The 24691-nt window shown below is 73.2% G+C and carries 20 protein-coding genes; 7 read left to right on the top strand and 13 right to left on the bottom strand.

Going from position 1 to position 24691, the window contains the following annotated elements:
• Window positions 1-267 precede the first annotated feature (267 nt).
• The gene (locus tag AGRA3207_RS35240; protein WP_231331580.1) at window positions 268-2772 is read left to right on the top strand and encodes a DEAD/DEAH box helicase; all 2505 of its coding nucleotides are present in this window, start codon (window positions 268-270) and stop codon (window positions 2770-2772) included.
• Between the two features lie 16 nt (window positions 2773-2788).
• On the top strand, window positions 2789-3586 hold the full coding sequence (locus tag AGRA3207_RS35245) for a carbon-nitrogen hydrolase family protein (protein WP_231336497.1): 798 nt from the start codon (window positions 2789-2791) through the stop codon (window positions 3584-3586).
• On the opposite strand, the gene narI is transcribed toward AGRA3207_RS35245, so the two are convergent.
• From narI to AGRA3207_RS35265, 4 genes are read right to left on the bottom strand one after another with little or no spacing between them, the layout of a single operon-like run.
• Window positions 3573-4310, bottom strand: coding sequence for a respiratory nitrate reductase subunit gamma (gene narI, locus AGRA3207_RS35250; protein ID WP_231331582.1), 738 nt, complete (start codon window positions 4308-4310; stop codon window positions 3573-3575). The two genes, AGRA3207_RS35245 and narI, sit on opposite strands and share 14 nt — an antisense overlap.
• A complete protein-coding gene (gene narJ / locus AGRA3207_RS35255; protein WP_231331583.1) occupies window positions 4307-4927 on the bottom strand; it encodes a nitrate reductase molybdenum cofactor assembly chaperone in 621 nt (206 codons plus the stop codon). Before narJ ends, narI begins: the two co-directional genes overlap by 4 nt.
• Window positions 4924-6579 (bottom strand): nitrate reductase subunit beta, encoded by a 1656-nt coding sequence (gene narH, locus AGRA3207_RS35260; protein ID WP_231331584.1) that lies wholly within the window; start codon window positions 6577-6579, stop codon window positions 4924-4926. Before narH ends, narJ begins: the two co-directional genes overlap by 4 nt.
• Window positions 6579-10247 carry a nitrate reductase subunit alpha gene (locus AGRA3207_RS35265; RefSeq protein WP_231331585.1) on the bottom strand — a complete coding sequence of 1223 codons (3669 nt, stop codon included), beginning with the start codon at window positions 10245-10247 and terminating at the stop codon, window positions 6579-6581. Before AGRA3207_RS35265 ends, narH begins: the two co-directional genes overlap by 1 nt.
• A gap of 252 nt (window positions 10248-10499) precedes the next feature.
• Here AGRA3207_RS35265 and AGRA3207_RS35270 point away from each other — a divergent pair, with 252 nt between their 5' ends.
• Window positions 10500-11090, top strand: a complete 591-nt coding sequence (locus tag AGRA3207_RS35270; protein WP_231331586.1) for a hypothetical protein — start codon at window positions 10500-10502, stop codon at window positions 11088-11090.
• Between the two features lie 12 nt (window positions 11091-11102).
• Here the strand turns inward: AGRA3207_RS35270 and AGRA3207_RS35275 are convergent, their stop codons facing one another.
• From AGRA3207_RS35275 to AGRA3207_RS35290, 4 genes are read right to left on the bottom strand one after another with little or no spacing between them, the layout of a single operon-like run.
• On the bottom strand, window positions 11103-11651 hold the full coding sequence (locus AGRA3207_RS35275) for a Clp protease N-terminal domain-containing protein (RefSeq protein WP_231331587.1): 549 nt from the start codon (window positions 11649-11651) through the stop codon (window positions 11103-11105).
• 4 nt (window positions 11652-11655) lie between these two features.
• Complete coding sequence (locus AGRA3207_RS35280) at window positions 11656-11889, bottom strand: helix-turn-helix domain-containing protein (protein ID WP_231331588.1); 234 nt, start codon at window positions 11887-11889, stop codon at window positions 11656-11658.
• A 59-nt stretch (window positions 11890-11948) separates the two neighbouring features.
• A complete protein-coding gene (locus tag AGRA3207_RS35285; protein WP_231331590.1) occupies window positions 11949-12968 on the bottom strand; it encodes a CNNM domain-containing protein in 1020 nt (339 codons plus the stop codon).
• Window positions 12965-14299: a hemolysin family protein gene (locus tag AGRA3207_RS35290; protein WP_231331591.1), complete on the bottom strand. Its 1335-nt coding sequence runs from the start codon at window positions 14297-14299 to the stop codon at window positions 12965-12967. The genes AGRA3207_RS35285 and AGRA3207_RS35290 overlap by 4 nt, the downstream gene beginning before the upstream one ends.
• A gap of 244 nt (window positions 14300-14543) precedes the next feature.
• On the opposite strand from AGRA3207_RS35290, the gene AGRA3207_RS35295 reads away from it, so the two are divergent.
• Both AGRA3207_RS35295 and AGRA3207_RS35300 read left to right on the top strand, forming a co-directional pair.
• Entirely contained in the window at window positions 14544-15503 is a 960-nt protein-coding gene (locus tag AGRA3207_RS35295; protein ID WP_231331592.1) for an MBL fold metallo-hydrolase, read from the top strand.
• Window positions 15500-17086, top strand: a complete 1587-nt coding sequence (locus tag AGRA3207_RS35300) for an FAD-dependent monooxygenase (protein ID WP_231331593.1) — start codon at window positions 15500-15502, stop codon at window positions 17084-17086. The genes AGRA3207_RS35295 and AGRA3207_RS35300 overlap by 4 nt, the downstream gene beginning before the upstream one ends.
• Here AGRA3207_RS35300 and AGRA3207_RS35305 read toward each other — a convergent pair.
• Window positions 17073-17915, bottom strand: coding sequence for an EamA family transporter (locus AGRA3207_RS35305; protein WP_231331594.1), 843 nt, complete (start codon window positions 17913-17915; stop codon window positions 17073-17075). The genes AGRA3207_RS35300 and AGRA3207_RS35305 overlap by 14 nt on opposite strands.
• A 194-nt stretch (window positions 17916-18109) precedes the next feature.
• Here AGRA3207_RS35305 and AGRA3207_RS35310 point away from each other — a divergent pair, with 194 nt between their 5' ends.
• On the top strand, window positions 18110-19123 hold the full coding sequence (locus tag AGRA3207_RS35310; RefSeq protein WP_231331595.1) for a hypothetical protein: 1014 nt from the start codon (window positions 18110-18112) through the stop codon (window positions 19121-19123).
• A 9-nt stretch (window positions 19124-19132) separates the two neighbouring features.
• Here AGRA3207_RS35310 and AGRA3207_RS35315 read toward each other — a convergent pair whose 3' ends face one another.
• From AGRA3207_RS35315 to AGRA3207_RS35330, 4 genes are all read right to left on the bottom strand, one after another.
• The gene (locus tag AGRA3207_RS35315) at window positions 19133-19456 is read right to left on the bottom strand and encodes a hypothetical protein (protein WP_231331596.1); all 324 of its coding nucleotides are present in this window, start codon (window positions 19454-19456) and stop codon (window positions 19133-19135) included.
• Between the two features lie 86 nt (window positions 19457-19542).
• Window positions 19543-21417, bottom strand: a complete 1875-nt coding sequence (locus AGRA3207_RS35320) for a CASTOR/POLLUX-related putative ion channel (protein ID WP_231331598.1) — start codon at window positions 21415-21417, stop codon at window positions 19543-19545.
• Between the two features lie 177 nt (window positions 21418-21594).
• A complete protein-coding gene (locus AGRA3207_RS35325; RefSeq protein WP_231331600.1) occupies window positions 21595-21921 on the bottom strand; it encodes a histone-like nucleoid-structuring protein Lsr2 in 327 nt (108 codons plus the stop codon).
• 18 nt (window positions 21922-21939) lie between these two features.
• Window positions 21940-22299, bottom strand: a complete 360-nt coding sequence (locus AGRA3207_RS35330) for a histone-like nucleoid-structuring protein Lsr2 (RefSeq protein ID WP_231331602.1) — start codon at window positions 22297-22299, stop codon at window positions 21940-21942.
• 267 nt (window positions 22300-22566) lie between these two features.
• Between AGRA3207_RS35330 and AGRA3207_RS35335 the strand changes: the two genes are divergently transcribed.
• On the top strand, window positions 22567-24663 hold the full coding sequence (locus AGRA3207_RS35335; protein ID WP_231331604.1) for a catalase: 2097 nt from the start codon (window positions 22567-22569) through the stop codon (window positions 24661-24663).
• Window positions 24664-24691: the final 28 nt, after the last annotated feature.

The raw sequence follows: 24691 nt of genomic DNA on the forward strand, positions 1-24691 counted from the left end.
GAGATCGCAGGTCAGAGCCGTGATGCTGGGTGCGCTCGCAGCGGGTCACAGGCGGTCACAGACACCGGTGTGCGCGGCGGCACAGGCTGCTCCTGTCAGCAAGGACGCGACGGGAGTGATGGGCATGGGGACGATCGTGGAGCTGGCGCCGATGATCGGCGGCGTGCTGAACGTGGTGGCGGCCGGGATCGGCGCCGTCACCGCCCTGGGGCGCTGGAGGAGGCGGCGGTGACACGGGGAGTGCGCGGGCGGGGGCAGGATGGAGGGGTGAGCCTTATCGATGAGCTGCCCTCTGGAAACGACGCCGATCCCGACTCGCTGTTCGAGGCGTTCGAGAGATGGGTGTCGGGCCGGGGGATCACGCTGTACCCGGCGCAGGAGGAGGCGCTCATCGAGGTGGTCTCCGGCGCCAACGTGATCCTCTCGACCCCGACCGGGTCGGGGAAGAGCCTGGTGGCGGCCGGGGCGCTGTTCGCGGCGCTGGGCAAGGAGCAGGTGGGGTTCTACACGGCACCGATCAAGGCGCTGGTGTCGGAGAAGTTCTTCGACCTGTGCGCGATGTTCGGGCGCGAGAACGTCGGCATGATGACCGGGGACGCGAGCGTGAACGCCGACGCGCCGATCGTGTGCTGCACGGCGGAGGTGCTGGCGAACATCGCGCTGCGGGACGGCGCGGAGGCCGACATCGGCGTCGTGGTGATGGACGAGTTCCACTTCTACGCCGAGCCCGAGCGGGGCTGGGCGTGGCAGATCCCGCTGCTGGAGCTGCCGCAGGCGCAGTTCCTGCTGATGTCGGCGACGCTGGGCGACGTCGCGTTCTTCCAGAAGGACCTGACACGGCGGACGGGACGCCCGACGGCCCTGGTGACGTCGGCGGAGCGGCCCGTCCCGCTCATCTACGACTACCGGGTGACGCCCCTGCACGAGACGATCGAGGAGCTGCTGGCCGAGCAGAAGGCCCCGGTCTACCTGGTGCACTTCACGCAGGCGGCGGCGATCGAGCGCGCGCAGGCGCTGATGAGCGTCAACGTGTGCACGAAGTCGGAGAAGGCCAGGATCGCCGAGCTGATCGGGAACTTCCGGTTCACGACGAGGTTCGGGCGGAACCTGTCGCGGTTCGTCCGGCACGGGATCGGGGTGCACCACGCGGGGATGCTGCCGAAGTACCGGCGGCTGGTGGAGCGGCTGGCGCAGGCGGGCCTGCTGAAGGTCATCTGCGGGACGGACACGCTGGGCGTCGGCGTGAACGTGCCCATCAGGACGGTCGTGTTCACCGCGCTCAGCAAGTACGACGGGCACCGGGTGCGCAGGCTCCGCGCGAGGGAGTTCCACCAGATCGCCGGGCGGGCCGGGCGCGCCGGGTTCGACACCGTGGGGTTCGTGGTGGCGCAGGCGCCCGACCACGTCGTGGAGAACGAGAAGGCCCTCTCCAAGGCCGGGGACGACCCGAAGAAGCGGCGGAAGGTGCAGCGCAAGAAGCCCCCGGAGGGGTTCGTCGGGTGGGACGAGGACACCTTCGCCAAGCTCCAGGAGGCCGCGCCGGAGATGCTCCGGTCGCGGTTCCAGGTGAGCCACGCGATGCTGCTGTCGGTGATCGCGCGGCCCGGGAACGCGTTCCAGGCGATGAAGCGCCTGCTGACCGACAACCACGAGGACCCGGCGGCGCGGCGGCGGCACATCTCGCGGGCCATCGCGATCTACCGCTCGCTGCTGGCGGGCGGCGTCGTGGAACTGCTGCCCGAGCCCGACGACGCCGGGCGGTACGCGCGGATCACCGTGGACCTCCAGGAGGACTTCGCGCTCAACCAGCCGCTGTCGACGTTCGCGCTCGCGGCGTTCGAGATCCTCGACCCCGCCTCGCCCTCGTACGCGCTGGACGTGCTGTCGGTGATCGAGGCGACCCTGGACGACCCCCGGCAGATCATCGCGGCGCAGGTGAACAAGGCGCGCGGCGAGGCCGTCCAGGAGATGAAGGCCGAGGGCATCGAGTACGAGGAGCGCATGGAGCTGCTCCAGGACGTCGACCACCCGAAGCCGCTGGAGGACGAGCTGGACGCCGCGTACCAGATCTACCGGGCGGGGCACCCGTGGGTGGGCGACCATCCGCTGCGCCCGAAGTCGGTGGTGCGCGACATGTACGAGCGGGCGATGACGTTCACCGAGTACATCGCGTTCTACGAGCTGGCCAGGGGCGAGGGCCTGGTCCTGCGGTACCTGTCGGGGGCGTACAAGGCGCTCCAGCAGACCGTCCCGGAGTCGATCAAGACCGATGACCTCATCGACCTGATCGAATGGCTGGGCGAGCTCGTCCGGCAGGTGGACTCCAGCCTCCTGGACGAGTGGGAGCAGCTCGCCAACCCGGCCGAGGAGGTGGACGAGCCGATCGAGGAGCGGGTCACGAGGGTGACCGCGAACGCGCGCGCGTTCCGGGTGCTGGTGCGCAACGCGCTGTTCCGCCGCGTGGAGCTGGCCGCGACCGAGCGGTACGGCGACCTGGCGGAGCTCGATCCCGACTTCGGCGGCGACGCCTGGCGGGAGGCGATGGACGGCTACTTCGCCGAGCATGACGAGCTGCTCACCGGGCCCGACGCGCGCGGGCCGAAGCTGCTGCAGATCGAGGAGGTCCCGCAGGACGCGCTGTGGCGCGTCCGGCAGGTCTTCGACGATCCCGAGGGCGACCACGACTGGGGTATCTCCGCGGAGGTCGACCTGGCGGGATCGGACCAGGAGGGGGAGGCCGTCATCCGTGTGACGGCCGTCGACCGGCTCTGATGGGGAGGGGATGACCGTGGTGCATGTCGCCGTGGCGCAGTTCGCGCCGGGTGAGGACAAGGACGGGAACCTGGCCGCCGCCCGCAAGCTCGTGGGCGAGGCGGCCGGACGCGGCGCGCGGGTGGTGGTGCTGCCCGAGTTCGCGATGTTCACGGCGCCGAAGATGGACGAGCGGTTCGTGGAGTCCGCGGAGCCGCTCGACGGCCCGTACACCGCCGGGCTGGGGGAGACGGCGCGGCGGCACGGCGTGTACGTCGTCGCGGGCGTCAACGAGCGGCTCGACGATCCGGGGCGCATTTCCAACACGCTCGTCGCGGTCGGCCCGGACGGCGCGATCTCGGCCGTGTACCGCAAGATGCACCTGTACGACGCGTTCGGGTACAAGGAGTCCTCGCTGGTGCGGCACGGTGAGATCGCCGACCCGGAGACCTTCACCGCCGACGGCGTCACGTTCGGCATGCAGACCTGCTACGACGTGCGGTTCCCGGAGGTGACGCGGCGGATCGTCGACGCGGGCGCCGACGTGCTGGCGCTGCCCGCCGAATGGGTCCCGGGGCCGCTCAAGGAGGACCACTGGCGGACGCTGGTGCGGGCCCGCGCGATCGAGAACACCATCTACGTGGCCGCCGCGGACCAGTGCGCCCCGACCGGCGCGGGCAACAGCATGATCGTCGACCCGATGGGCGTGGTGGTGGCCTCGCTCGGCGAGGGGACCGGCGTCGCGTCCGGCGACGTCGCCCCCGAGCGCGTCGCCGCCGTCCGGGAGAGGAACCCGGCGCTGGCCCTCCGCCGCTTCACGGTCAACCCGGGGTGACCCCGCCGCTCCGGCGGACCTCGCCGGGCGGCACCGGCCGCCGCGCGTCGCCCCGCGACCGGTAGACGACGTAGGGCCGGGCCACGTACCCGACCGGCGCCGCGAAGGCGTGGACGAGCCGGCTGAACGGCCAGAGCGCGAACAGCGCCATGCCGAGCAGCGCGTGCACCTGGTAGACCGGCGGCGCCGACGCCATCGCCGACACGTCCGGGTCCAGCTCCCACACGCTCCGGAACCACACCGACACGCCGAGCCGGTAGTCGTAGTTGCCGGACACCGGGCCCAGCAGGGTCGCGGTGAGGCCCGCCAGCACGACCGCGGCCAGCACCGGGTACAGCACGCGGTCGGTGCGGCCGGTCGCGGCGCGGACCGCCCGCACCCGCATCCGGCGCCAGAGCAGGACGGCCAGGCCGGTGGCCGTGGCCGTCCCCGCGATGCCCCCGACCACCAGCGCGTTCGCCCGGTAGAGGTGCTCGCTGACGTGCGCGTCCTCCGTCAGCCACTCGGGGACCACCAGCCCCACGAAGTGCCCCGCGAGGACGAACAGCAGCCCGAAGTGGAAGAGGGGGCCGCCGACCGACAGCAGGCGGCTCTCGTGCAGCTGGCTCGAACGGGTCGTCACCCCGAACCGGTCGTACCGGTACCGCCAGAGGGAGCCCGCGACGAACAGGATCAAGGACACATAGGGGAGGACGCCCCAGAGCGTCACCCGCAGATGGTTCACGGCCGGCCTCCCAGGGGGACGGGCCGGGCGTGCGCGCCGTACCCTTCCAGGCCGACCGCCTCGGCCGGCGGACCGGTGCGGGCCAGCTCCAGAGCCGCCCGCCGGTCGCGGACGGACGGCCCGGGAAGGGTCCCGCACACCGCCTCCATCACCCGCTCGTAGGGGCTGCGGTGGTCGCGCAGGGCCAGGCGGAGCAGCTCCAGCCCGGGCCGGTGACCGGCGAGCAGCCGCTCCCCGGCCTCCGGGCACCGGGCCGCGAACTCCAGCATCACCGGCAGGAAGTCGGGCAGCTGGTCGTCGGGCGGCCGCCAGCCCCGCCGCCGGTACTCGCCCTTCAGCCCGGCCATGGACGCGCCGCGCCGGCGGGTGTCGCCATCGGTGTAGTAGGTCATGTGCAGCGTCCGGCGGGGGCTGCGGTCGAACGTCGTGACATAGCGGGCCTCCAGCTCCAGCGGCGGGACGGCGGCGACGTCCGAGCAGAACCGCAGCAGGGATGCGCACCGCCCGTCGGGAAGCCCCCCGGCGGTGTCGCGGACGAGCCGCAAGGTCTCCGCCCAACCGGGCCCGGGATAGCGCAGCAGCAGTGAGGCCGCCTGCCGGATCACCACCTCGATCACCGGTCCTCCTCCTCGCGCGCGGGGAACAGCCCCTTGGGGCGCCCCCGGCCGTTCCAGCCGAGCAGGTTCACGCGCCCGCGCAGGCTCCCGGCCGCGGCCGTGCCCGCCGTGCCCGTCGAAGCCGCCGCGCCCGCCGGGGCCGGGGTGACGAGCGGCGCGTGGAAGGACTCCTCCATCATCCCGGGGCCGCCCGGCCCGTCGAGCCCGCAGCCGCCGAACTCCTCGCCGCTCGCGGCCCCGGCCGTGTACGCGGTGGGGATCACGTACCGCTCCTCGTACTTGGCCAGGGCGAGGAGCCGGTACATCGCCTCGATCCCGGCCTCGTCCATGCCGACGCTCGCGGCGATGGCGGGATCGGGCGGCTCGCCGAGGTTGACGCGGCGCATGTGCGAGCGCATCGCGGCGAGCGTCCGCAGGGACGCCTCGACCGGTGCCGGGTCGCCCGCGGTGAACAGGCCCGCCAGGTAGTCGACGGGGATCCGCAGGGCGTCGATGGCGCCGAAGAGGTTCCCGGTCTCCTCGCCGTCGTGCCCGCCCTCCGCGAGCGCCTCCACGATCGGCGACAGCGGCGGGACGTACCAGACCATGGGCATCGTGCGGTACTCGGGATGCAGCGGCAGCGCGACCCGGTAGTCGCTGATCAGCGCGCGCACCGGGGACCGCTTGGCGGCCTCCACCCAGTCGTGCGGGATGCCGCTCGACTCGGCCGCCGCGGCGACGGCCGGGTCGTGCGGGTCGAGGAAGCAGCCGAGCTGCGCCTCGTACAGGTCCTTCTCGTCCTCCACGGAGGCGGCCTCGCCGACGCGGTCGGGGTCGTAGAGGATCACCCCGAGGTAGCGCAGCCTCCCCACGCAGGTCTCCGAGCAGACGGTCGGTTCGCCCGCCTCGATCCGCGGGTAGCACATCGTGCACTTCTCGGCCTTGCCCGTCTGGTGGTTGAAGTAGACCTTCTTGTACGGGCAGCCGCTCACGCACATGCGCCAGCCGCGGCACCGGTCCTGGTCGACGAGGACGATGCCGTCCTCGATGCGCTTGTACAGGGCGCCGGACGGGCACACCGCCACGCACGACGGGTTCAGGCAGTGCTCGCAGATGCGCGGCAGGTAGAACATGAACGCCTGCTCGTACTCCAGCCGCACCTTGTCGGCCACCTGCCGCAGCACCGGGTCCCCGGCCAGATGCCCGGGGCCGCCGCCGAGGTCGTCGTCCCAGTTGGGACCCCAGGTGACCTCGGTGGGCCGCCCGTCGATCAGCGAGCGGGGCGGGGCGGTGGGCAGGTCGTCGCCGAGGGGCGCGCCGGTGAGGTTGCCGTAGTCGTAGGTCCAGGGCTGGTAGTAGTCGTCGAGCGCCGGCAGCTCCGGGTTGGAGAACAGCCGGGCGAGGCGGCGGCCCCGCCCGCCCGACCGTGGCTTCAGCCGCCCGGCGTCCGTGCGCCGCCACCCGCCCTTCCAGCGGTCCTGGTCCTCGTAGCCGCGCGGGTAGCCCTGACCCGGGCGGGTCTCGACGTTGTTGAACCACGCGTACTCGGTCCCGGGCCGGTTGGTCCAGGTCTGCTTGCACGTGACCGAGCAGGTGTGGCACCCGATGCACTTGTCGAGGTTCATCACCATCGCGATCTGGGCCATCACGCGGGGCGCGTCGCGGCCGGGCATCAGTACCGCACCTCCTGTGAGCGGCGGCGGATCACCGTGACCGCGTCCCGCTGGTTCCCGGTGGGGCCGTAGTAGTTGGGGGCGAACGACAGCTGGGCGTAGCCCCCGATGAGGTGGGTGGGCTTGATGAGCAGCTTGGTCAGGGCGTTGTGGGTGCCCCCGCGCCGTCCGGTCGCCTGCGACTTCGGGACGTTCACCAGCCGGTCCTGCGCGTGGTACATGAAGACCGTGCCGGGCGGCATCCGGTGGGAGACGATCGCGCGGGCCACGACGACGCCGTTGGCGTTGACCGCCTCGATCCAGTCGTTGTCGGCGACGTCGATGGCGGCGGCGTCCTCGACGCTGACCCAGATCACGGGCCCGCCCCGCGCCAGCGTCTGCATCAGCAGGTTCTCCTGGTACTCCGAGTGGATCGACCACTTGGAGTGCGGCGTCAGGTACCGGACGGTCACTGACGGGCCGTCCGCGCCGGCGTCGCCCTCCGCCCGGCCGCCCTCACCGAGCGCGGTCATGTCCAGCGGGGGCCGGTACACCGGCAGCTGCTCGCCGAGCTCGGCCATCCACGCGTGGTCCAGGAAGAAGTGCTGGCGGCCGGTCAGCGTGTGCCAGGGCTTGCCGTTCTCGGTGTTGATGGTGAACGGGGAGTACCGCCGGCCGGGCGCCTCCTTGCCCGACCACTCGAAGCTCGCGCCGACCGCGACGGGCCGCTGCTGGGTGTCGGAGAACACCACCCGGCGCTCGGCGACGGACGCCCCCAGCTCCCGCAGGCCCGGGGCGCCGCAGCGCTCGGCGAGGCGCTCGAGGCCCTCGGCGGCGATCCTGCCGTTGGTGGTGCCCGACAGTGCCAGGATGGCCTCGCAGAACAGGACGTCGGTGTCCAGCCGGGGCCGGCCGCGCGCCGCGCCGTCCTGCACGGTCCCGCCGCGGGCGGCGAGCCACCGCGACTCGGCGCCGGCGCGGACCGTCACGCCCTTCACCGTCATGCCCGCCCGCTCCGGCAGCGGGCCGAGCGCGGCGAGCCGGTCGGCGACGGCGGTGTAGTCGCGCTCGACCAGCGCGACGGACGGGAACGCGTCGCCGGGCCCGGCCTCGTCCGGCTCCGCGAGCTCGTCCGGGGTGTCGTGCTGGAGGGCCGTGGCGACCAGGTCGTGCCGGGTGCCCAGGTGCTCGGCGGCCAGCCCGGAGAACCTGCGCGCCAGCCCGTGGAAGATCTCGAAGTCGGTGCGGGCCTGCCACGGCGGGTCGATCGCCGGGGAGAACGCGTGGACGTAGGGGTGCATGTCGGTGGACGACAGGTCGTGCTTCTCGTACCAGGTCGCGGCGGGCAGCACCAGGTCGGCGTGCAGGGTCGTGGACGTCATCCGGAAGTCCAGCGCGAGCAGCAGGTCGAGCTTGCCGCGCGGCGCGTCGTCCCGCCACGCCACCGTGCGCGGCCGGTCGCCCGGCGGCGCCTCCGCCGCGGTGGCGTTGTCGGACGCGCCGAGCAGGTGCCGCAGGAAGTACTCGTTGCCCTTGGCCGAGGACCCGATCAGGTTGGCGCGCCACACCGTCAGGACCCGGGGCCAGTTCCCGGGGGCGTCGGGATCCTCCCCGGCGAAGTGCAGCCGGCCCGCCGCGACCTCCGCGGCCGCCCACCGCCGGGGGTCGCCTCCGGCGGCGCGGGCCCGGTCGCCGAGGTCGAGCGGGTTGGCGCCGAACGTCGGGTAGGACGGCATCCAGCCGCGCCGCGCGGACTCGGCGACGAGGTCGGCGGTGTGCCGCCCGGCGAACAGCCCGCGGCCCGTGGCTGCTGACAGCGCGTCCGCCGGGTACCGCTCGTACCGCCACTGGCCGGTGTGGAGGTACCAGTACGGGGTCCCGGCCATCTGCCGGGAGGGGCGCGCCCAGTCGGCGGCCGTGGACAGCTGCTGCCACCCCGCCAGCGGCCGGATCTTCTCCTGCCCGACGTAGTGGGCCCAGCCGCCGCCGTTGACGCCCTGGCAGCCGGTCATCATCAGCAGCGACAGCAGCGACCGGTAGATCGTGTCGGAGTGGAACCAGTGGTTGGTGCCCGCGCCCATCACGATCATGACCCGGCCGCGGGTCTTCTCCGCGGTCCCGGCGAACTCGCGGGCGAGGCGCACCGCCTGCGCGGCGGGCACGGAGGTGATCTCCTGCTGCCAGCCGGGGGTGCCGGGCTCCGCGGCGTCCTCGTAGCCGCCGGGCCACCGGCCGGGCAGCCCCGGGCGGCCCACCCCGTAGCGGGCGAGCAGCAGGTCGTACACGGTCGTCACGAGGCGGCCCCCCACCCGCCGGACCGGGACGCCGCGGCGGACCGTCGCGTCCGGGACGTCGAAGCGCGGCAGCACGACCTCGGCGGCGTCGCCGTCCTCGCCGGCGTACAGGGTGAGCAGCGGCTCGACGTCGCCGAGGTCCAGGTTCCAGCGGCCCTCGCCCTCCGGGCCCCAGCGGTCGGCGACCGTGCCGTTGGGGGAGGCGGGCTCCCCGGTCGCGGCGTCGATGAGCAGGGGCCTCCACCGGTCGGCGTCGGTGCCGGTCGCGGTGGCGAGCCCGGCGGCGCGGACGAACCGCCCGGGAACGTGGGCGCCGTCCCGCTCCTCCAGCTCGACCAGGAACGGCAGGTCGGTGAAGCGCTTGACGTAGTCGGTGAAGTAGGGGACCGGCCGTTCGACGAAGGACTCGGTGAGGATCACATGCCCCATGGCCATGGCCAGGGCCGCGTCCGTCCCGGGATGGGGGTGCACCCACTCGTCGGCGAACTTGGTGGCGTCGGAGTAGTCGGGCGAGACCACCACGACCTTCTGGCCCCGGTAGCGGGCCTCGGCCATCCAGTGCGCGTCGGGCGTGCGGGTCACCGGGACGTTGGAGCCCCACAGCATCAGGTGGGCGGCGTCCCACCAGTCGGCGGACTCGGGGACGTCGGTCTGGTCGCCGAACACCTGCGGTGACGCCACCGGCAGGTCGGCGTACCAGTCGTAGAACGACAGCATGGGCGCGCCGATCAGCGCCATGAACCGGGCCCCCACCGCGTGCGAGGCCATCGACATGGCCGGGATCGGAGAGAAGCCCGCCACCCGGTCGGGGCCGTGCTCGCGGATGGTGTGCACGTGCGCGGCGGCGGCGATCTCCAGCGCCTCGTCCCAGCCGACGCGGACCAGCCCGCCCTTGCCGCGCGCCGACTGGTAGCGCTCCCGCCTGACCGGGTCGCCGGTGATCTCCGCCCACGCGGCCACGGGGTCGCCCAGCCGCCGCCGGGCCTCGCGGTACATCTCCACCAGCACACCGCGCGCGTGGGGCGTGCGCACCCGGGTCGGCGAGTAGGTGTACCAGGAGAAGGCCGCGCCCCTCGGGCAGCCGCGGGGCTCATACTCCGGACGGTCGGGCCCGACACTCGGATAGTCGGTCTGCTGGGTTTCCCAGGTGATCAATCCGTCCTTGACATACACCTTCCATGAGCATGAGCCGGTGCAGTTCACTCCGTGGGTCGACCGGACGACGCGGTCGTGTGCCCAGCGCTCACGATAGGGAGAGTCGTTGACGATCTCGTCGCGGCGGTACTCGGCGCGCAGATCGGGTGTCGTCTCGGCCTGTCTGAGCAGCGTACCGGCTCTCAGCAGGCGTTCTGCCGCCGTTTCAGCGGCACGGTCCATCCGCCGGAAGGGCCTCATGGCATGTTCCTCACAGGGGGTGGTGAAGCGGGATGAGGCGCGCCGTGAAGATGGTGCGTCCGTTTACCGATTGGGTCAAGGACCTTTGCCATAAGCTGACCAAGATGTCAGGAAGGAAGTGTGATGGGCTGATGTTAGATCGAGGTATTTAGCCTGGTTAAGGGCTAATTCGGACCGTGATTCTGTATCGAGGACGCAACGGTCGCGGCGATTCTCCGTGTCTGGACGGGCGCGGGGCGTGACCATCGTCCTGTGCGTCAATCTCGCGACTTCCCGCCGGCGGGCTACACGCGCGCCGCGCCCGCCCCGCCGCGCCGCCGCCCGTACCGGGCCGGCTCGCCGCTCCCGGCCGTCGTGCTCGCGGTCGTGCTGGCGGCCGGTGTCGTGCTGACCGCCGGCTACGGCCTGCTCCGCCCGGCCCCGCCCCACCGGGTGACGCCGGACGCGGTCCCAACGGTCCCGTCCGTTCCGCCGCCGTCCGTTCCGTCACCGCCTGCGGCCGCGTCCTCGCCGCCGTATGCGCCGTCCGGGACGGCCGGGTCCGCTCCGGCGGCGTCCTCGCCCGGCGGGGGGCGGCCCCCGGCGGGCGGCCCGTCCACGGCGAAGCCGACGGGGGGTCCGGGTGGGCGTTCCGGATCCGGCGCCGCCGCGCCGCGTCCGCGCTCCGCGCGCGCCCCCCGGCCGCGCCCCGCGCCTCGTCCCCGGGCGCACAAGGCCCCCAAGGCGCCCGCCAAGCAGCGGACGCCACCGTGGGTCGCCGCGGAGTGCTTCAGGCGCTTCCCCTACGATCCGGGGCGCAGGGGCGCCTGCGCCGCCGTCCTCATGGGCACGTTCGGCCGGTGACCTTCCCCCAGGTCAGGCCGCCTCGGAGGTCAGGAGGCGGGTGACGCCCGCGCGCAGGGCGTCGGCGTCGGCGCCCGCGTCGGTCACCAGCCGTGCCGCGAGGGACCCGTCGTCGTGCAGGACGCCGAGCAGCACGTGCCCGGCGGCGATGTGCTTCTGCTTGAGCCGCAGCGCGTGACGGAGGCCCAGCTCAAGGGACTTCTTCGCCTGCGGGGAGAACGGGACATGGCCGCCGGGGGAGGGGCGGGACCGCCCGGCGGGAACGTCGAGGGCCCCCTCGCCGAACGTCTCCTCCGTCGCCTGCCGCACGGCCTCCAGATCGATGCCGATGGTGCGCAGCGCGTCCGGGTCGAGGGGATCGGCGCTCATGCGGGTGAGCCGGGCCTTCAGGTCCTCGGTCTCCAGGCCGTGCCGCCGCAGCTCACGGCCCGTGGGCCCGTCGCCTTCCAGGAGGGCGAGCAGCAGATGCTCTGGGCCGATGTGGTGGTGCCCCAGGGCGCGCGCCTGACCCTGAGCACCCTTGACGGCCTGCCGCGCGCTGTCGGTGAAACGCTCGAACATCCTCCTACCGCTCCTTCTTCAGAAGGCGGCGTCCGCCGCCGTGCTTCTTGTGGACGGCCTGCCGGCTGACACCGAGGCATTCCGCGATCTGCTGCCAGGACCAGCCCTTCTCGCGGGCGCTGGCGACCTGCAGCGCCTCCAGCCGCTCGGCCAGCTCGCGCAGGGCGCGCACCGCCCGCAGCCCGACCGCGGGGTCCCTGCTGCCCGCCTCCTTGGCGAGCGTCACTCCATCGCTCATGGTGTCAATGTAGGTTGACAGATGGAGCATGTCAACCGACGTTGACGGTCCAGGTGGGCTCAGGACGGTGTGAGCAAGGTCGTGAGCAGGTCGTCCAGGCTGACCAGGCCGGCGATCCGGCCGTCGGGGGTCACCGCGAGCCCGAGCCTGCTGTGGTGGTCGCGCAGCACGGCGACCGCCTCTCCCACCGGGGTGCCGACGGGGATCGCGGGCACCGGGTGCGCCAGTTCCCGGGCCGGCGTCTCCCGCCCCCGGGCGCGTGCGACGTAGGCGTCGCGGACGTGCACCATCCGCGCCTGCACGGGCGCCGAGACGCCGCGCAGCATGATCCGGGTGCGGCCGGTGCGGGCGGTGGTGTCGAGGACCTCCTGGGGCGTCGCCGCAGGAGGCACCGACACGATCCGCGAGACCGGGATCAGCAGCTCCGACAGCGGCGCGCGCGGCGCGTCGAGGGCGGTGGTGAGCAGCGACAGATCGCTCTCCTCGATCAGCCCGAGCCGCCGCGACTCCACCGCGATGCTGCGCAGCTGCTCGGGGGTCCGCGAGACGTCCCGCGAGGCGTCCGGGTCGACGCGGAGCGCGCGCAGCATCAGGTTCGTGGCGCCGTTCAGCACCGCCAGGACGGGGCGGACGAGCGCGGTGTACGCGCGGAACGGCGGCGCCAGCACGGTCGCCGACCGCTCCGGGCCCGCGATGGCCCACGACTTCGGGGCCATCTCGCCGACCACCATGTGCAGGAACGTGACCACCGCCAGGGCGAGCACGAACGCGGCGGCGTGCGCGGCGCCCCCGGGCAGCCCCGCGGCGTGCAGCGGCGGGGTCAGCGTCCCGGCGAACACCGGCTCGGAGACCAGGCCGAGGCCGAGCGAGCACATCGTGATGCCGAGCTGCGCCCCCGCGAGGGTCAGCGGCAGCTCGCCGATGCCGGCCACCGCGGCGGCCGCCGCCCGGCTGCCCCGCGCGGCGGCCCGCTCCAGCCGCGGCCGCTTGGCCGCCACCAGCGCGAACTCCGCCGCGACGAAGAAGCCGTTGCCGGCCAGCAGCGCCAGCGTGAGCGGTGCGCCCAGCGTGAGGTTCACCGGCCCGGGCCCCCTTCCCGGACGGTGCGGACGCGGATCAGCTCCGGGACGTGCCGGTGGATCGTCAGCACCTCCACCACGGCGGCGCGGGGCGGGTCGCCGATCCCGCCGGGGGGCAGCTCGACGGTGACGACGTCGCCAGGCCGCGCGACCCGGCCGAGCCGCTCGTGCAGCAGGCCCGCGACCGTCTCGTAGTCGCCCTCCGGCAGCGCGATGCCGGTCTCATGGGCGACCTCGTCGACCCGGAGCCCCGCGTCCGTCGTCCACCACTCGCCGCGCCGGACCGCCAGGTCCTCCTCGGCGTCGTGCTCGTCGGCGATCTCCCCGACCAGCTCCTCGGCGACGTCCTCCCAGGTGACGATGCCGGCGAAGCCGCCGTACTCGTCGACGACGCAGGCCAGCGGCGCGTCCGCGCCGCGCAGCCGGGCGACGAGGTCCGGCAGCGGCAGGCTGGAGGGCACCAGCAGCGGCGGCGAGGCGAGCGCGCGGACCTGAGTGCGGGCCGCCTCGTCCGGGTCCAGCAGGACTAGGTCCTCCAGGCCCACCACGCCGACGACGTCGTCCACGCTCTCGCCGACGACCGGGTAGCGCGAGTGCCCGCTCGCCGTGATGACCTCGGTCAGCCCGGCCGCCGATGCGGACGCCGGGACGGTGACCACGTCCACCCGCGGCACCATGACCTCCTCGGCGTCGCGCTCGGAGAAGACCAATGCCCGTTCCAGGAGGTCGGCGTGGCCCTCCTGGAACTGCTCACCGGACTCGCCGATGATGTGCCCCAGCTCTTCGAGCGTCGCGCCGTGGTGCAGCTCCTCCACCGGCTCGATGCCGACCGCCCGGACGAGCCGGTTCGCCGATGCGTCGAACAGCCGGATCAGCGGTGACGCCACCGTCAGGTAGACGAGGGTGGACGCGGCCAGCGCGCGCGCCAGCGGCTCGGGCTTGGCCAAGGCCAGGTTCTTGGGGAACAGCTCGCCCAAGACCATCTGGACGATCGTGGCCAGCGCGAAACCGATCGCCACGGCCACCCCGCCGGACGCCGCCGGAGGCACCCCCGCGGCCCGCGCCGCCGGGGCGATCAGGTCGGCGAGCGCGGGTTTGGCGATGAAGCCGACCACCAGCGCCGTGACGGTGATCCCGAGCTGGGCCCCCGACAGCATGAACGACAGCCGCTCCATCACCCGCACCGCCCGCGCGGACGCCCGGTCGCCCTCCGCCGCGCGCTGGTCGAGCAGCGGGCGGTCGGCGGTGACGAACGCGAACTCCTGCGCGACGAAGTACCCGGTCGCGGCGGTCAGCACCAGGACGGCGAGCAGTCCGAGAAGGGCGTTCACGCGCGTCCCCCACTGGGGCGCGTCCCGCCCCGGCCGCCGGTCTTGCCGGACACCGTTCCCCTTCCGTGACTGCCGTCCCGCCCACTGTCCAAGATCTTCCTACCCCTTCCCCGGACCGCACCCCCACGGTCGCGAAGATCCGGCTTCGACGGTTATCGAACGTCTCGATGTGGAATGAAAACCTCCACGGGAACGGCCGTGGCCGAAGTGGCATGGCACGGCCACGAGTGCGAGGGGGCAAGCGGTGCCCAGACCGTTCGCGTCGTCCGCCGACCTGGACGACAAGACCCAGACCCTGGAGGTCCTGGCCGACGGCGTGTACGCGCTCACGGCCGAGGGCGACCCGAACGTCGGGGCCGTCGAGGGCGAGGACTTCCTCGTCTGCTTCGAGGCCCTCGCGACGCCCGCCGCGGCCCGCGACTGGCTGGCCGTGCTGCGCGCCCACACCGACAAGCCGATCCGCTACCTCGTCCTGTCGCACCACCACGCGGTGCGGACGCTGGGCGCGAGCGCCTTCGGGGCACCGGTGGTCATCGCGCACGACCGCACGCGCGCGCTCATCGCCGAGCGCGGCAAGCAGGACTGGGAGTCCGAGTTCGGGAGGATGCCGCGGCTGTTCAAGGAGCCGGAGTCCATCCCCGGGCTGACCTGGCCGACCGTCACCTTCTCCAGCACCCTCACCATCGACCTCGGCGGCGACCGCGGCGACCTGGACCTCGCCTACTGCGGCCGCGGCCACACCGAGGGCGACATCGTGGCGTGGCTGCCCCGGCAGCGGGTCCTGTTCGCCGGCGACCTCGTCGAGACGCAGGCGGCGCTCTACACCGGCGACGCCTTCCACCGCGAGTGGGCCTCCGGCACCCTCGACCACGTCGCCTCCTTCGGCGCCGAGACGCTCGTCGGCGGGCGCGGCGCCGTCGCGCACGGCCGCGCCGCCGCCCGCGCCGCCGTCGAGCAGACCCGCGACTTCCTGGAGACGATGCTCCGCGAGACCGGCCGCGTCCACGAGGCCGGCGGGACGCTCAAGGACGCGTTCTCCGCCGTGCACACCGCCCTCGCCCCCGCCTACGGCGGCTGGCCGATCTTCGAGCACTGCCTGCCGTTCGACGTCTCCCGCCTCTGGGACGAGCTGTCCGGCGTGGAGCGGCCCCGCGTCTGGACGGCCGACCGGGACCGCGAGGTCTGGGCGGAGCTCCAGGATTGACCGGGGCCGATCCCGTCGCCGTGGTCGGCGCGGGGCCGGTGGGCCTGACCACCGCGCTGCTGCTGGCCCGGTGGGGGGTGCCCTCGGTCGTGCTGGAGCGGCGGCCGGTCCGGGAGGCGATCGGGTCGCGCTCGATCTGCCAGCAGCGGGACGTCCTGGACATCTGGGCCGCGGCCGGGGCGGGCGCCATCGCCGAGGAGGGACTCGCCTGGACCACCGCGCGCACCTTCTACCGCACCCGCGAGCTGTTCTCCTGGCGGTTCGACGACGCCGGGACGCTGCCCCCGTGCGTGAACATCTCCCAGTCCCGCACCGAGGAGATCCTGGAGGAGCGCGCGGCCGCCGAGGACCTCATCGAGATCCGCTGGGGCCACGACGTCACCGGCCTCGACCAGGACGCCGACGGCGTCACCCTGCGCTGCGCGGACGGCTCGTCCGTCCGCGCCCCCTACGTGGTCGCGTGCCCGGGGGGACGGCCCGGGATCCGCGAGTCGCTCGGCATCGGGCTGCCGGGAGAGAGCTTCCACGACCGTTTCCTCATCGTCGACCTGCACGCCGACCTTCCCGGATTCGAGCACGAGCGCCGCTTCTACTTCGATCCGCCCTGGAACCCCGGGCGGCAGGTGCTCATCCACGCCTGCCCGGACTCCCGGTACCGGATCGACTGGCAGGTGCCGCCGGGCTTCTCCCTCGCCGACGAGATGGGCCCCGGCCTCGACCGCCGCATCCGGCAGATCATCGGGCCCCGCCCGTACGAGGTGGGCTGGGCCTCGGTGTACACCTTCCACTCCCGGGTGGCCGACCGGATGCGCCGCGGGCGCGTCCTGCTGGCGGGCGACTGCGCCCACCAGTTCGCGCCGTTCGGAGCCCGCGGCCTGAACTCCGGCGTCCCCGACGCCGAGAACGCCGCCTGGAAGATCGCCTTCGTGCTGCGCGGATGGGCCCCGCCGGAGCTGCTGGACAGCTACGACACCGAGCGCCGCGCGGCGGCCCTGGAGAACCTGGAGGTGACGTCGGCGACCATGCGCTTCCTCGTCCCGCAGTCCGAGCCGGGCTGGACGGCGCGCCGGCGCGCCCTGGAACGCGCCGCCGCCGACCCCGCCGCGGCCACGGCGATCGACTCCGGGCGGTTCGCGGAGCCGTTCTGGTACACCGCGTCGCCGCTGACCACGCCCGAGCCGACGAGGCCGCCCACCGGGCGCCCGCCCAAGGGCGCCGTCCACCCGCCCGCCCCGGGCGTGATCGTGCCGGACGCCCCGCTGCCCGGCCGGACCCGGCTGCGCGAGCTGCTGCGCGACGGCTTCACCCTGCTGCTCGCGGCCGACGTGCCGGGCGACCTCGCGGCCGGCCTGGCGGAGACCGCCGCCGGTGTCCCGCTCCGCGTCCTGCGCCCCGCCGACCTGGACCCCGGGGGAGGGCTCGCCACCACGCTCGGGCTCCGGCCCGGCGAGGTCTGGCTCGTCCGGCCCGACGCGCACCTGGCCGCGATCCTGCCGCGCCCGTCGCGGGCGGGCGTCGCCGCCGCCCTCCGCCGGGCCCTCGGCTTCACCGCCCGCCCCGTCCCGGCCCCTAGCGCGCGGTGATCAGGACGGCGCCCGCCGCGACAACGCACGCGGCCGCGATCCGGCGCGGCCCGAGGCGCTCGGAGAAGAACACCGCGCCGATGACCGCGGCCCAGACCACCCCCGTCTCGCGCAGCGCCGCCACCGACGCCAGCGCGCCGCGGGTCTGCGCCCACAGGACGATCCCGTACGCGCTGATCGCGATCAGCGCGCCGGAGAGTCCCGCCGCCCACTCCCGCGGCCGCAGGCCGGTGAGCGTCCCGGTCCCGCGCAGCGCCAGCACCGCCACGACGGTGGCCGGCCCTTCCAGGCCGAACAGCCACGCGGTGTAGGAGACCGCGCCGCCCGCGGCGCGCACGCCGACACCGTCCAGCATGGTGTAGGACGCGATGGCCGCACCGGTGAGCAGCGCGGCGGCCACCGCCCTCGGCTCGCGGGGCGCTCGCGCGTCCGGCCCGGCGAAGGCCAGCCCGGCGAGCCCCGCGCAGACCGCGGCGATCCCCGTGGCCTGCGCGGGCGAGGGCAGCTCGCCGAGCGCGGCCGCCGCCGCGAGGGTCACGATCAGCGGGGCGCTGCCGCGGGCCAGTGGGTAGACCTGGCTGAAGTCGCCGAGCTCGTAGGCTTTCAGCAGCAGACCCATGTAGACGAGGTGGACGGCGGACGACGCGCCCAGCCACGGCCACGCCGCGGTGTCCGGGGCGCTGCCGGACACCAGCAGCGGCGCGACCGCGGCCGTCTGCCCGAGCCCGATGAGCGCGAACGCCGCCCAGGGATCGGCGGCGCCCTTGGCGAGGGCGTTCCACACGGCGTGCAGGGCTCCGGCGAGGATCACGGCGAGGGCGACGTTCATGCCGCCACCCCACCGCGGGACCCCACGCGCTGGGCAGTTATTTAGGACATGGCTAAAGGATCCGGGAACGATGGACTCACCGGATGACATCCGGTGAATGTTCGGATCCCGTGACAATCTGGAGAGTGCCGGGGCCCGCGTGATAGCACGGGGGGACGCGGGCGAATGGTCCCCTGACACGGTGGGGAGAGCCGATGAACGAAGAGAGCCGTCCCCGTCCGGTGCTCGACCCCGAGATCCCCGCGCCCGACCGCGCGCTGCTCACCGGGGAGCCCGGACGGCTCGTCGCGGCCTGCGCGCCCGCGCCGCCCCGCGCCCGCGTCAGCGCCGCGACCGCCGCCGCCAGGCTCGTCTGGATCCCGGCGTTCGCCTTCTTCTACGGCGTGCTGCCCGGCGGCTGGCTGCGGCTGTTCTTCCTGGCCTCCCTCGACCAGGACGAACTGCTGGGCGGCGCGGAGCGCTGGGGCCGGCGGCCCGTCCTCGCGATGATGCTCACCCCCGCGCTGCAGATCCTGCTGATCCTGCTGGGGCAGCCCGAGGCCGCGCTGGCGCTGGCGGCGGCGAGCTTCACCGGCTGGGCGATCGGCGCGCTCCGGTACGTCCGGGAGCCGGCCGCCGCCCGCGCGGCGCGCGAGCACCACGGCTCCTACCTGCTGCCCGCCGACTTCGACCGTCCCGCCGCGCGGCTGCTCACGCGCGCGCAGCGGGCGATCGACGCCGTCCTCGGCTCGCGCGCGCACGCCGCCGGGCTGCTCGACGACGTCAACAACGCGGTCGTCCTGCCGCGGCAGGAGTGGTCGATCGCCGTCGCGCTCGCCGAGCACACCCGGCTGCGCCGCGAGCGCAGCGCCCAGCAGCCCGAACGGCTCTCGGCCCGGGTGCGCGCGCTCCTGGAGCCGCAGGACCGCGCCCTGAGCCTGTCGGTCGGCTCCGTCACCCGGCGGATCGAGGCGCTGGAGTCCTACGCGCGCCGTGCGGGCGAGGCGGACGACGCCTTCCACGAGTCGCAGGTGCTGCAGGACCTGCCCGGGCAGAACGCCCGCTACCGGGATCTGCTCGCCAGCACCGTCGGCGACGCGATGGCCGGCGCCGAGATCCACGGCATGGCCGAGGACGCCCGCCGCGCGGAGACGGCCCTGCGCGAGCGGATCACCGTCGCGCTGCGCGCCGGGCACGAGCTCACGGTCCCGGCGGAGCCGGAACGCTGAGCGCCCGGATCAGCCCGCCCGGCGCGCCGTGCGCGCGATGATCCAGTCGGCGGTGCGCTGCGTCCGCGCGATGCGGCGCCGCACCCTCGCCCGGGGACGCGGCCGGGGAGGCCGGGCGCCGCCGCCCGGCCCGGCCGGGCCGGGCAGAGGTGCGACGGCCCGCCCCGTGTGGCCCGCGGCCTCGTCCGCCAGCCGGGCGCCCGCCTCCGCGAGCTCGGCGAGGAACCGGCGCCGGGCAGGCGTGCCGGCCGCGTCCAGGACGCAGGTGTACAGGGCCTCGATCTCCGCTATCCGTGCTCCGAGTGTCAGCATCTGCTCGCCCACAATGATCACCCCGTGTGACGATTGTGCGCGATTACCGTGCGTTTTCGCACATCATTTTTTCCGCATGAGCGATTAGCGGACGGCCCGAAACCCGGTCAGTTCTCCGCGAGGACGATGACCCGGTCTTCGGCGGCGAGGACGAGGGGTTCGGTCTTGTCCGGATTGAGGACCACGCCGTAGCCGGGCGGCTCGTGGAACCGCGCGTGCAGCCGGTAGCCGAGCGCGATCTCGCCGCGCCGCCGCGCGGACTCGATCAGCGTCGCGAAGTCGGCGGTGCCGCCCGGGATGAGGTAGTCGCCGGCGGGCTTGAGGTAGATCTCCGACCCGGCCGGGTCGAGCAGGTCGGCGAACACGTCGTACAGGTGCCGGTTCTCGCTGAGCTGGGTGAGCATCAGGCTGATCAGCTTGTCGCTGACCACGAAGTCGTCGGCCTTGGTGACCTGCGCGACCTCCCGGTTGGCGTCGTCGTTGATCTCGCTGACGATCGAGAACGGGTCGCCGAGCGCGTCCTCCATGTCGCGCAGGTGCAGCAGCGTCACCAGCGTGCGGGCGTCGGCGTGCTCGCGGCCGAAGCCGGCGTCGGAGAGCACGACGACGTGCTGGTAGGAGCCCACGTCCAGGGACTCCAGGGACGGGCGGTCGGTGGGCTCGGCGCGGGCGAAGCCGACCTTGAGGTTGGCGAACGGCCCGAGGTCCCCGGTCGGGTCCTCGCGCGGGGCGGCCACGACCAGCTCCGAGCCCGCCGCGACGAAGTCGTCCAGCAGCTCGATGATCTTCGGGGCGCGGTGGTTCCAGCCGAGCAGCAGCGTGCGTCCGGGCACCGGCGCCCGGGGCGTCGCGATGGTGATCTGCTCCTCCCGGACGGGCGGCGGAGTGCCGCCGAGCCGGATCAGCAGGTCGTCCTCGGCCAGCACGATCATCTCGTCGTCGTCGGCGATGACGGTGCCGGCCGGCGGGTTCAGCAGGACGGTGCCGTCGCCGCGCCGCAGCCCCGCCGGGACGCCGAGGTCGTAGGCCGACAGCGCCGCGCCGAAAGCCGTGCCCGCCAGGGCGGGCTCGCGGCGCATGTAGAACTCGTGGCCGGCGAAGTCCAGCAGGTCGGTGCAGACCTGCGACAGCCCGGACTGCCGGTGCGACTGGACGATCAGCCGGATCGCGATGTCGTCGGCGTCGATCACCCGGGCTGCGGGGCCGCCCGCCAGCCGCGCCGCGGGCAGGTTGGCCGAGTCGTGGACGGCGGCGACGACGTGCGGCCGCCGCAGGTCCCAGGCCCGCGCGCCGAGCGAGAGCAGCACCTTGATGACGTGGGTGTCGGCGTCGGGGACCTCCGGCGACAGCACCATGATCGAGCGGGCGGTGCCGGGGCTGACCAGCTCCAGGTCGGCGACCTTCAGCGGGTTGCCGGTGCGGCACACGATCCGGGTGCGGCCGAGGTCGCCGACCCGGGCCCGGATCGCGTCCTCCATCGCGACCTTGTCGCGGTCGGCGAGGATCGCCACGCAGGACCGGCGTTCGCTCTGGTTGGCCTCGACCAGCTCGGCGACCACCGTGAAGACCTGCTCCGACCAGCCGAGCAGGACGGTGTGGCCGTGCTCGACGATCCGCGACCGGCCCTTGCGCAGCTCGCCGATCTTGGCTTCCAGCCCGGTGGTGAGCACGCCGATCAGCGAGCTGACGATGAAGATCCCGCCGATGGTGGAGACGAGCATCAGCGCCAGGAACGGTCCCGTGCCGGTGTCGTCGCCCATCGTGCCGGGGTCGAGCGTGCGCAGCAGGCTCCGCCACACCATGCCGGGCCAGTGCCCGTGCGCGCCGCTGTCGCGCGGGGCGATCAGGACGGCGCCGGTGGCGACCACGAGCACGAGGGCGGCCGAGGCGAGGGCGAGCCAGCCGATGAGCGCCGGAGTGCCCTTGGACATGGTCGTGTCGAACCAGTACCGGACCCGGTCCCGGCGCGTCGCTCGAGCCAACCGGCTCTGCCTCCTTCGCCCAATTCGCCCCATTAAGGAGGGCCTAGCGGTTGATCTCTGTGATGCGTAATTCCTTCGCGCCGATTCGCCCGCGTGGACATACGCAAGGGGCCGGGGTGAGATTTCCACCCCGGCCCCCGGCGCGTCGCCGGAACGCCGCCGACTCCGCGGCCGGTGCTAGTGCGCAGCCTCGTACTTCTCGATCACATTGGCGGGGATACGGCCGCGCTCATTGACCTTGATGCCGTTGCTCTTCGCCCACTCGCGAATCTCGGCGGACCGCTCGCGGCTGTTGGTCGTGCGGGTGCGGCCCGCCCGGCCGGTCGTCTTGCGGGCCTTGCGCGCGCCGGCGACGAACGGTTCGAGACCGCCGCGGAGCTTGGCGGCGTTCTTCTTGCTCAGGTCGATCTCGTAAGTGGTGCCATCGAGCGAAAAGCTGACGGTCTCGTCAGCCTCGCCGCCGTCGATGTCGTCCACGAGAAGGACTTCGACCTTCTGTGCCATGCGGGGACTCCCTACTAGCTATGCGTCCGGCTTCGCGTCCGGATGGGCCTCGATGAATGCAGCATAGACCTCATCCGATATCTTGCCACGTTCGGAGACTTCGTTGCCCTCCCGCAATGCCCAGGCGCGGACATCGCCGTTCGTGTAGCCCTTGATCTTCGCGGCCCGTGCCGACTTGCGGCCCTTCCCGGCGGGCTTCACCTCGACGGCGTTGCCGATGAAGGGCGCGAGGGCGTCCAGCATCCCGTTCAGGCGCTTGTAGTTGTCATCGCTCAAGTCGATCGTGAACGTCCGACCCAAGACTTCGAAGTCTCGCTTTGCGACATCGTCCCCTTCGGAGCCGTCGATGTCGTCCACGCGAATGACCTTCTCGGCCATGTGTGCTCTGACTTCCTTCCCTTGCCGACGCGGCGACCTTGACCGTAGCGGATTCCGGGCCCCGGCATGACGCCATGCGCGCGGGCGACACGGGAAACGGCAGTCGCGACATGGGGGACGGGCCGCCGGCGCGGACAGGGGCACGGCGTTCGCGGTACGACAGTGCTGTTCCCGGCGGAACTCAAGTTCCGGTCAAACCGTGCATGTCGCGAACGGTGCCGGGTAGCGGGTGCGACGGAACCACATCACCACCGAGGGAGCTGGATCATGGCCGACCCCGCCGGGCGGGACGACCCGAAGCAGGAGCAGCTGGAGCAGTACAGGGTGAGCCCGGAGGGGACCGCGCTGACCACCGACCAGGGCATCCGGCCGGACGACACCGACAACTCGCTGAAGGCCGGCGAGCGCGGGCCGACCCTGATGGAGGACTTCCATCTCCGCGAGAAGATCACCCATTTCGACCACGAGCGGATTCCCGAGCGTGTCGTCCACGCGCGCGGCGCGGGGGCCTATGGCCGGTTCCATCTCGACGAGTCGCTCGCCGAGTACACCACCGCCGAGTTCCTGTGCGACACCTCGCTGACGACGCCGGTGTTCGTGCGTTTCTCCACCGTCGCGGGCTCGCGCGGCTCGGCCGATACCGTCCGCGACGTCCGCGGCTTCGCGACGAAGTTCTACACGCGCCAGGGCAACTTCGACCTCGTCGGCAACAACATGCCGGTGTTCTTCATCCAGGACGGCATCAAGTTCCCCGACTTCGTCCACGCCGTGAAGCCGGAGCCGCCGAACGAGATCCCGCAGGCGTCCTCGGCGCACGACACGCTCTGGGACTTCGTGCAGCTCCAGCCCGAGACCATGCACATGATGATGTGGCTGATGTCGGACCGGGCGCTGCCGCGCAGCTACGCGATGATGCAGGGGTTCGGCGTCCACACGTTCCGGCTGGTGAACGCCGAGGGACGCGGCACGTTCGTGAAGTTCCACTGGAAGCCCAAGCTCGGCACCCATTCGCTGGCCTGGGACGAGACGCAGAAGATCGCCGGCAAGGACCCCGACTTCAACCGCCGCGACCTGTGGGACCGCATCGAGGACGGCGACCATCCCGAATACGAGCTCGGCGTCCAGCTGGTCCCGGCCGAGGACGAGCACCGGTTCGACTTCGACCTCCTCGACGCGACGAAGATCATTCCGGAGGAGGAGGTGCCGGTGCGGCCGGTCGGCCGGCTGGTGCTGGACCGCAACCCCGACAACTTCTTCGCCGAGACCGAGCAGGTCGCCTTCCACCTCGGCAACGTCGTGCCGGGCATCGACTTCACCAACGACCCGCTGCTCCAGGCCCGGCTGTTCTCCTATCTGGACACGCAGCTCATCCGGCTCGGCGGCCCGAACTTCCCGCAGATCCCGGTGAACCGGCCCGTCGCCGACGTCCGCAACCACCACCGCGAGGGCTACCACCAGATGGCGATCCAGCGGGGGCAGTCGGCCTACCACAAGAACTCGCTGTCGGGCGGCTGCCCGGCCGTCGGCGGCGAGGGCTCCTACACGCACTTCCAGGAGCGCGTGGACGGCAACAAGATCCGCAAGCGCAGCGAGAGCTTCGCCGACCACTACTCCCAGGCGACGCTGTTCTGGAACAGCATGTCCGACTGGGAGAAGGAGCACATCGTCGGCGCGTTCCGGTTCGAGCTCGGCAAGTGCGACCACAAGCACGTCCGCGAGGGCGTGATCGGGCACCTCGCCCATGTCGACCACGATCTCGCCGTCCAGGTCGCGCAGGGCGTAGGGGTGGAGCCGCCGCAGGCCCCGGTGACCGCCAACCACGGCCGCGTGTCGCCCGCGCTGAGCCAGGACAACGCGCCGAAGGACTCCGTCCAGGGCCGCAAGATCGCGATCCTGGCGGCCGACGGCGTCGACTCCGGCGCCGTCGCGGCGGTCGGGGACGCGCTGACCGGGGCGGGCGCGGTGTGCGAGGTGCTCGCCGCGCAGGACGGCTTCATCCAGGCCGCCAACGGCGGGCGGGTGGAGGTGACCAGGGCGATGCCGACCGTCGCGTCCGTCCTCTACGACGCGGTGGTGGTGCCGGGCGGGGAGGAGAGCGTCCGCACGCTCGCGCAGGACGGCGACGCCGTCCACTTCGTCGCCGAGGCGTTCGTGCACTGCAAGGCCGTCGGCGCGCTGGACGCGGGGATCGGCCTGCTGGAGCGGGCCGGGATCACCGGGGTGCGGTTCGCCGACGGCGACACGGTCTCCGACACCGGCGTCGTCACGGCCGAGGGAGCGGGCGGCGACTTCACCGACGAGCTGGTCAAGGCGGTCGCCGCGCACCGGCACTGGACCCGCCGGAAGGACCACGTCCCCGCCTGACGGCCGCCCTCCGGGCCCCCGCCACCGG

This window comes from Actinomadura graeca (assembly GCF_019175365.1).
In the GTDB taxonomy this organism is placed as follows: Bacteria; Actinomycetota; Actinomycetes; order Streptosporangiales; family Streptosporangiaceae; genus Spirillospora; species Spirillospora graeca.

Coding starts and splice junctions, on each gene's coding strand:
- AGRA3207_RS35305 (WP_231331594.1), bottom strand. CDS start 17,915: ATGAACGTCGCCCTCGCCGTGATCCTCGCCGGAGCCCTGCACGCCGTG.
- AGRA3207_RS35330 (WP_231331602.1), bottom strand. CDS start 22,299: ATGGCCGAGAAGGTCATTCGCGTGGACGACATCGACGGCTCCGAAGGG.
- AGRA3207_RS35325 (WP_231331600.1), bottom strand. CDS start 21,921: ATGGCACAGAAGGTCGAAGTCCTTCTCGTGGACGACATCGACGGCGGC.
- AGRA3207_RS35265 (WP_231331585.1), bottom strand. CDS start 10,247: ATGAGGCCCTTCCGGCGGATGGACCGTGCCGCTGAAACGGCGGCAGAA.
- AGRA3207_RS35335 (WP_231331604.1), top strand. CDS start 22,567: ATGGCCGACCCCGCCGGGCGGGACGACCCGAAGCAGGAGCAGCTGGAG.
- AGRA3207_RS35280 (WP_231331588.1), bottom strand. CDS start 11,889: ATGAGCGATGGAGTGACGCTCGCCAAGGAGGCGGGCAGCAGGGACCCC.
- AGRA3207_RS35310 (WP_231331595.1), top strand. CDS start 18,110: ATGAACGAAGAGAGCCGTCCCCGTCCGGTGCTCGACCCCGAGATCCCC.
- AGRA3207_RS35275 (WP_231331587.1), bottom strand. CDS start 11,651: ATGTTCGAGCGTTTCACCGACAGCGCGCGGCAGGCCGTCAAGGGTGCT.
- narH (WP_231331584.1), bottom strand. CDS start 6,579: ATGCCCGGCCGCGACGCGCCCCGCGTGATGGCCCAGATCGCGATGGTG.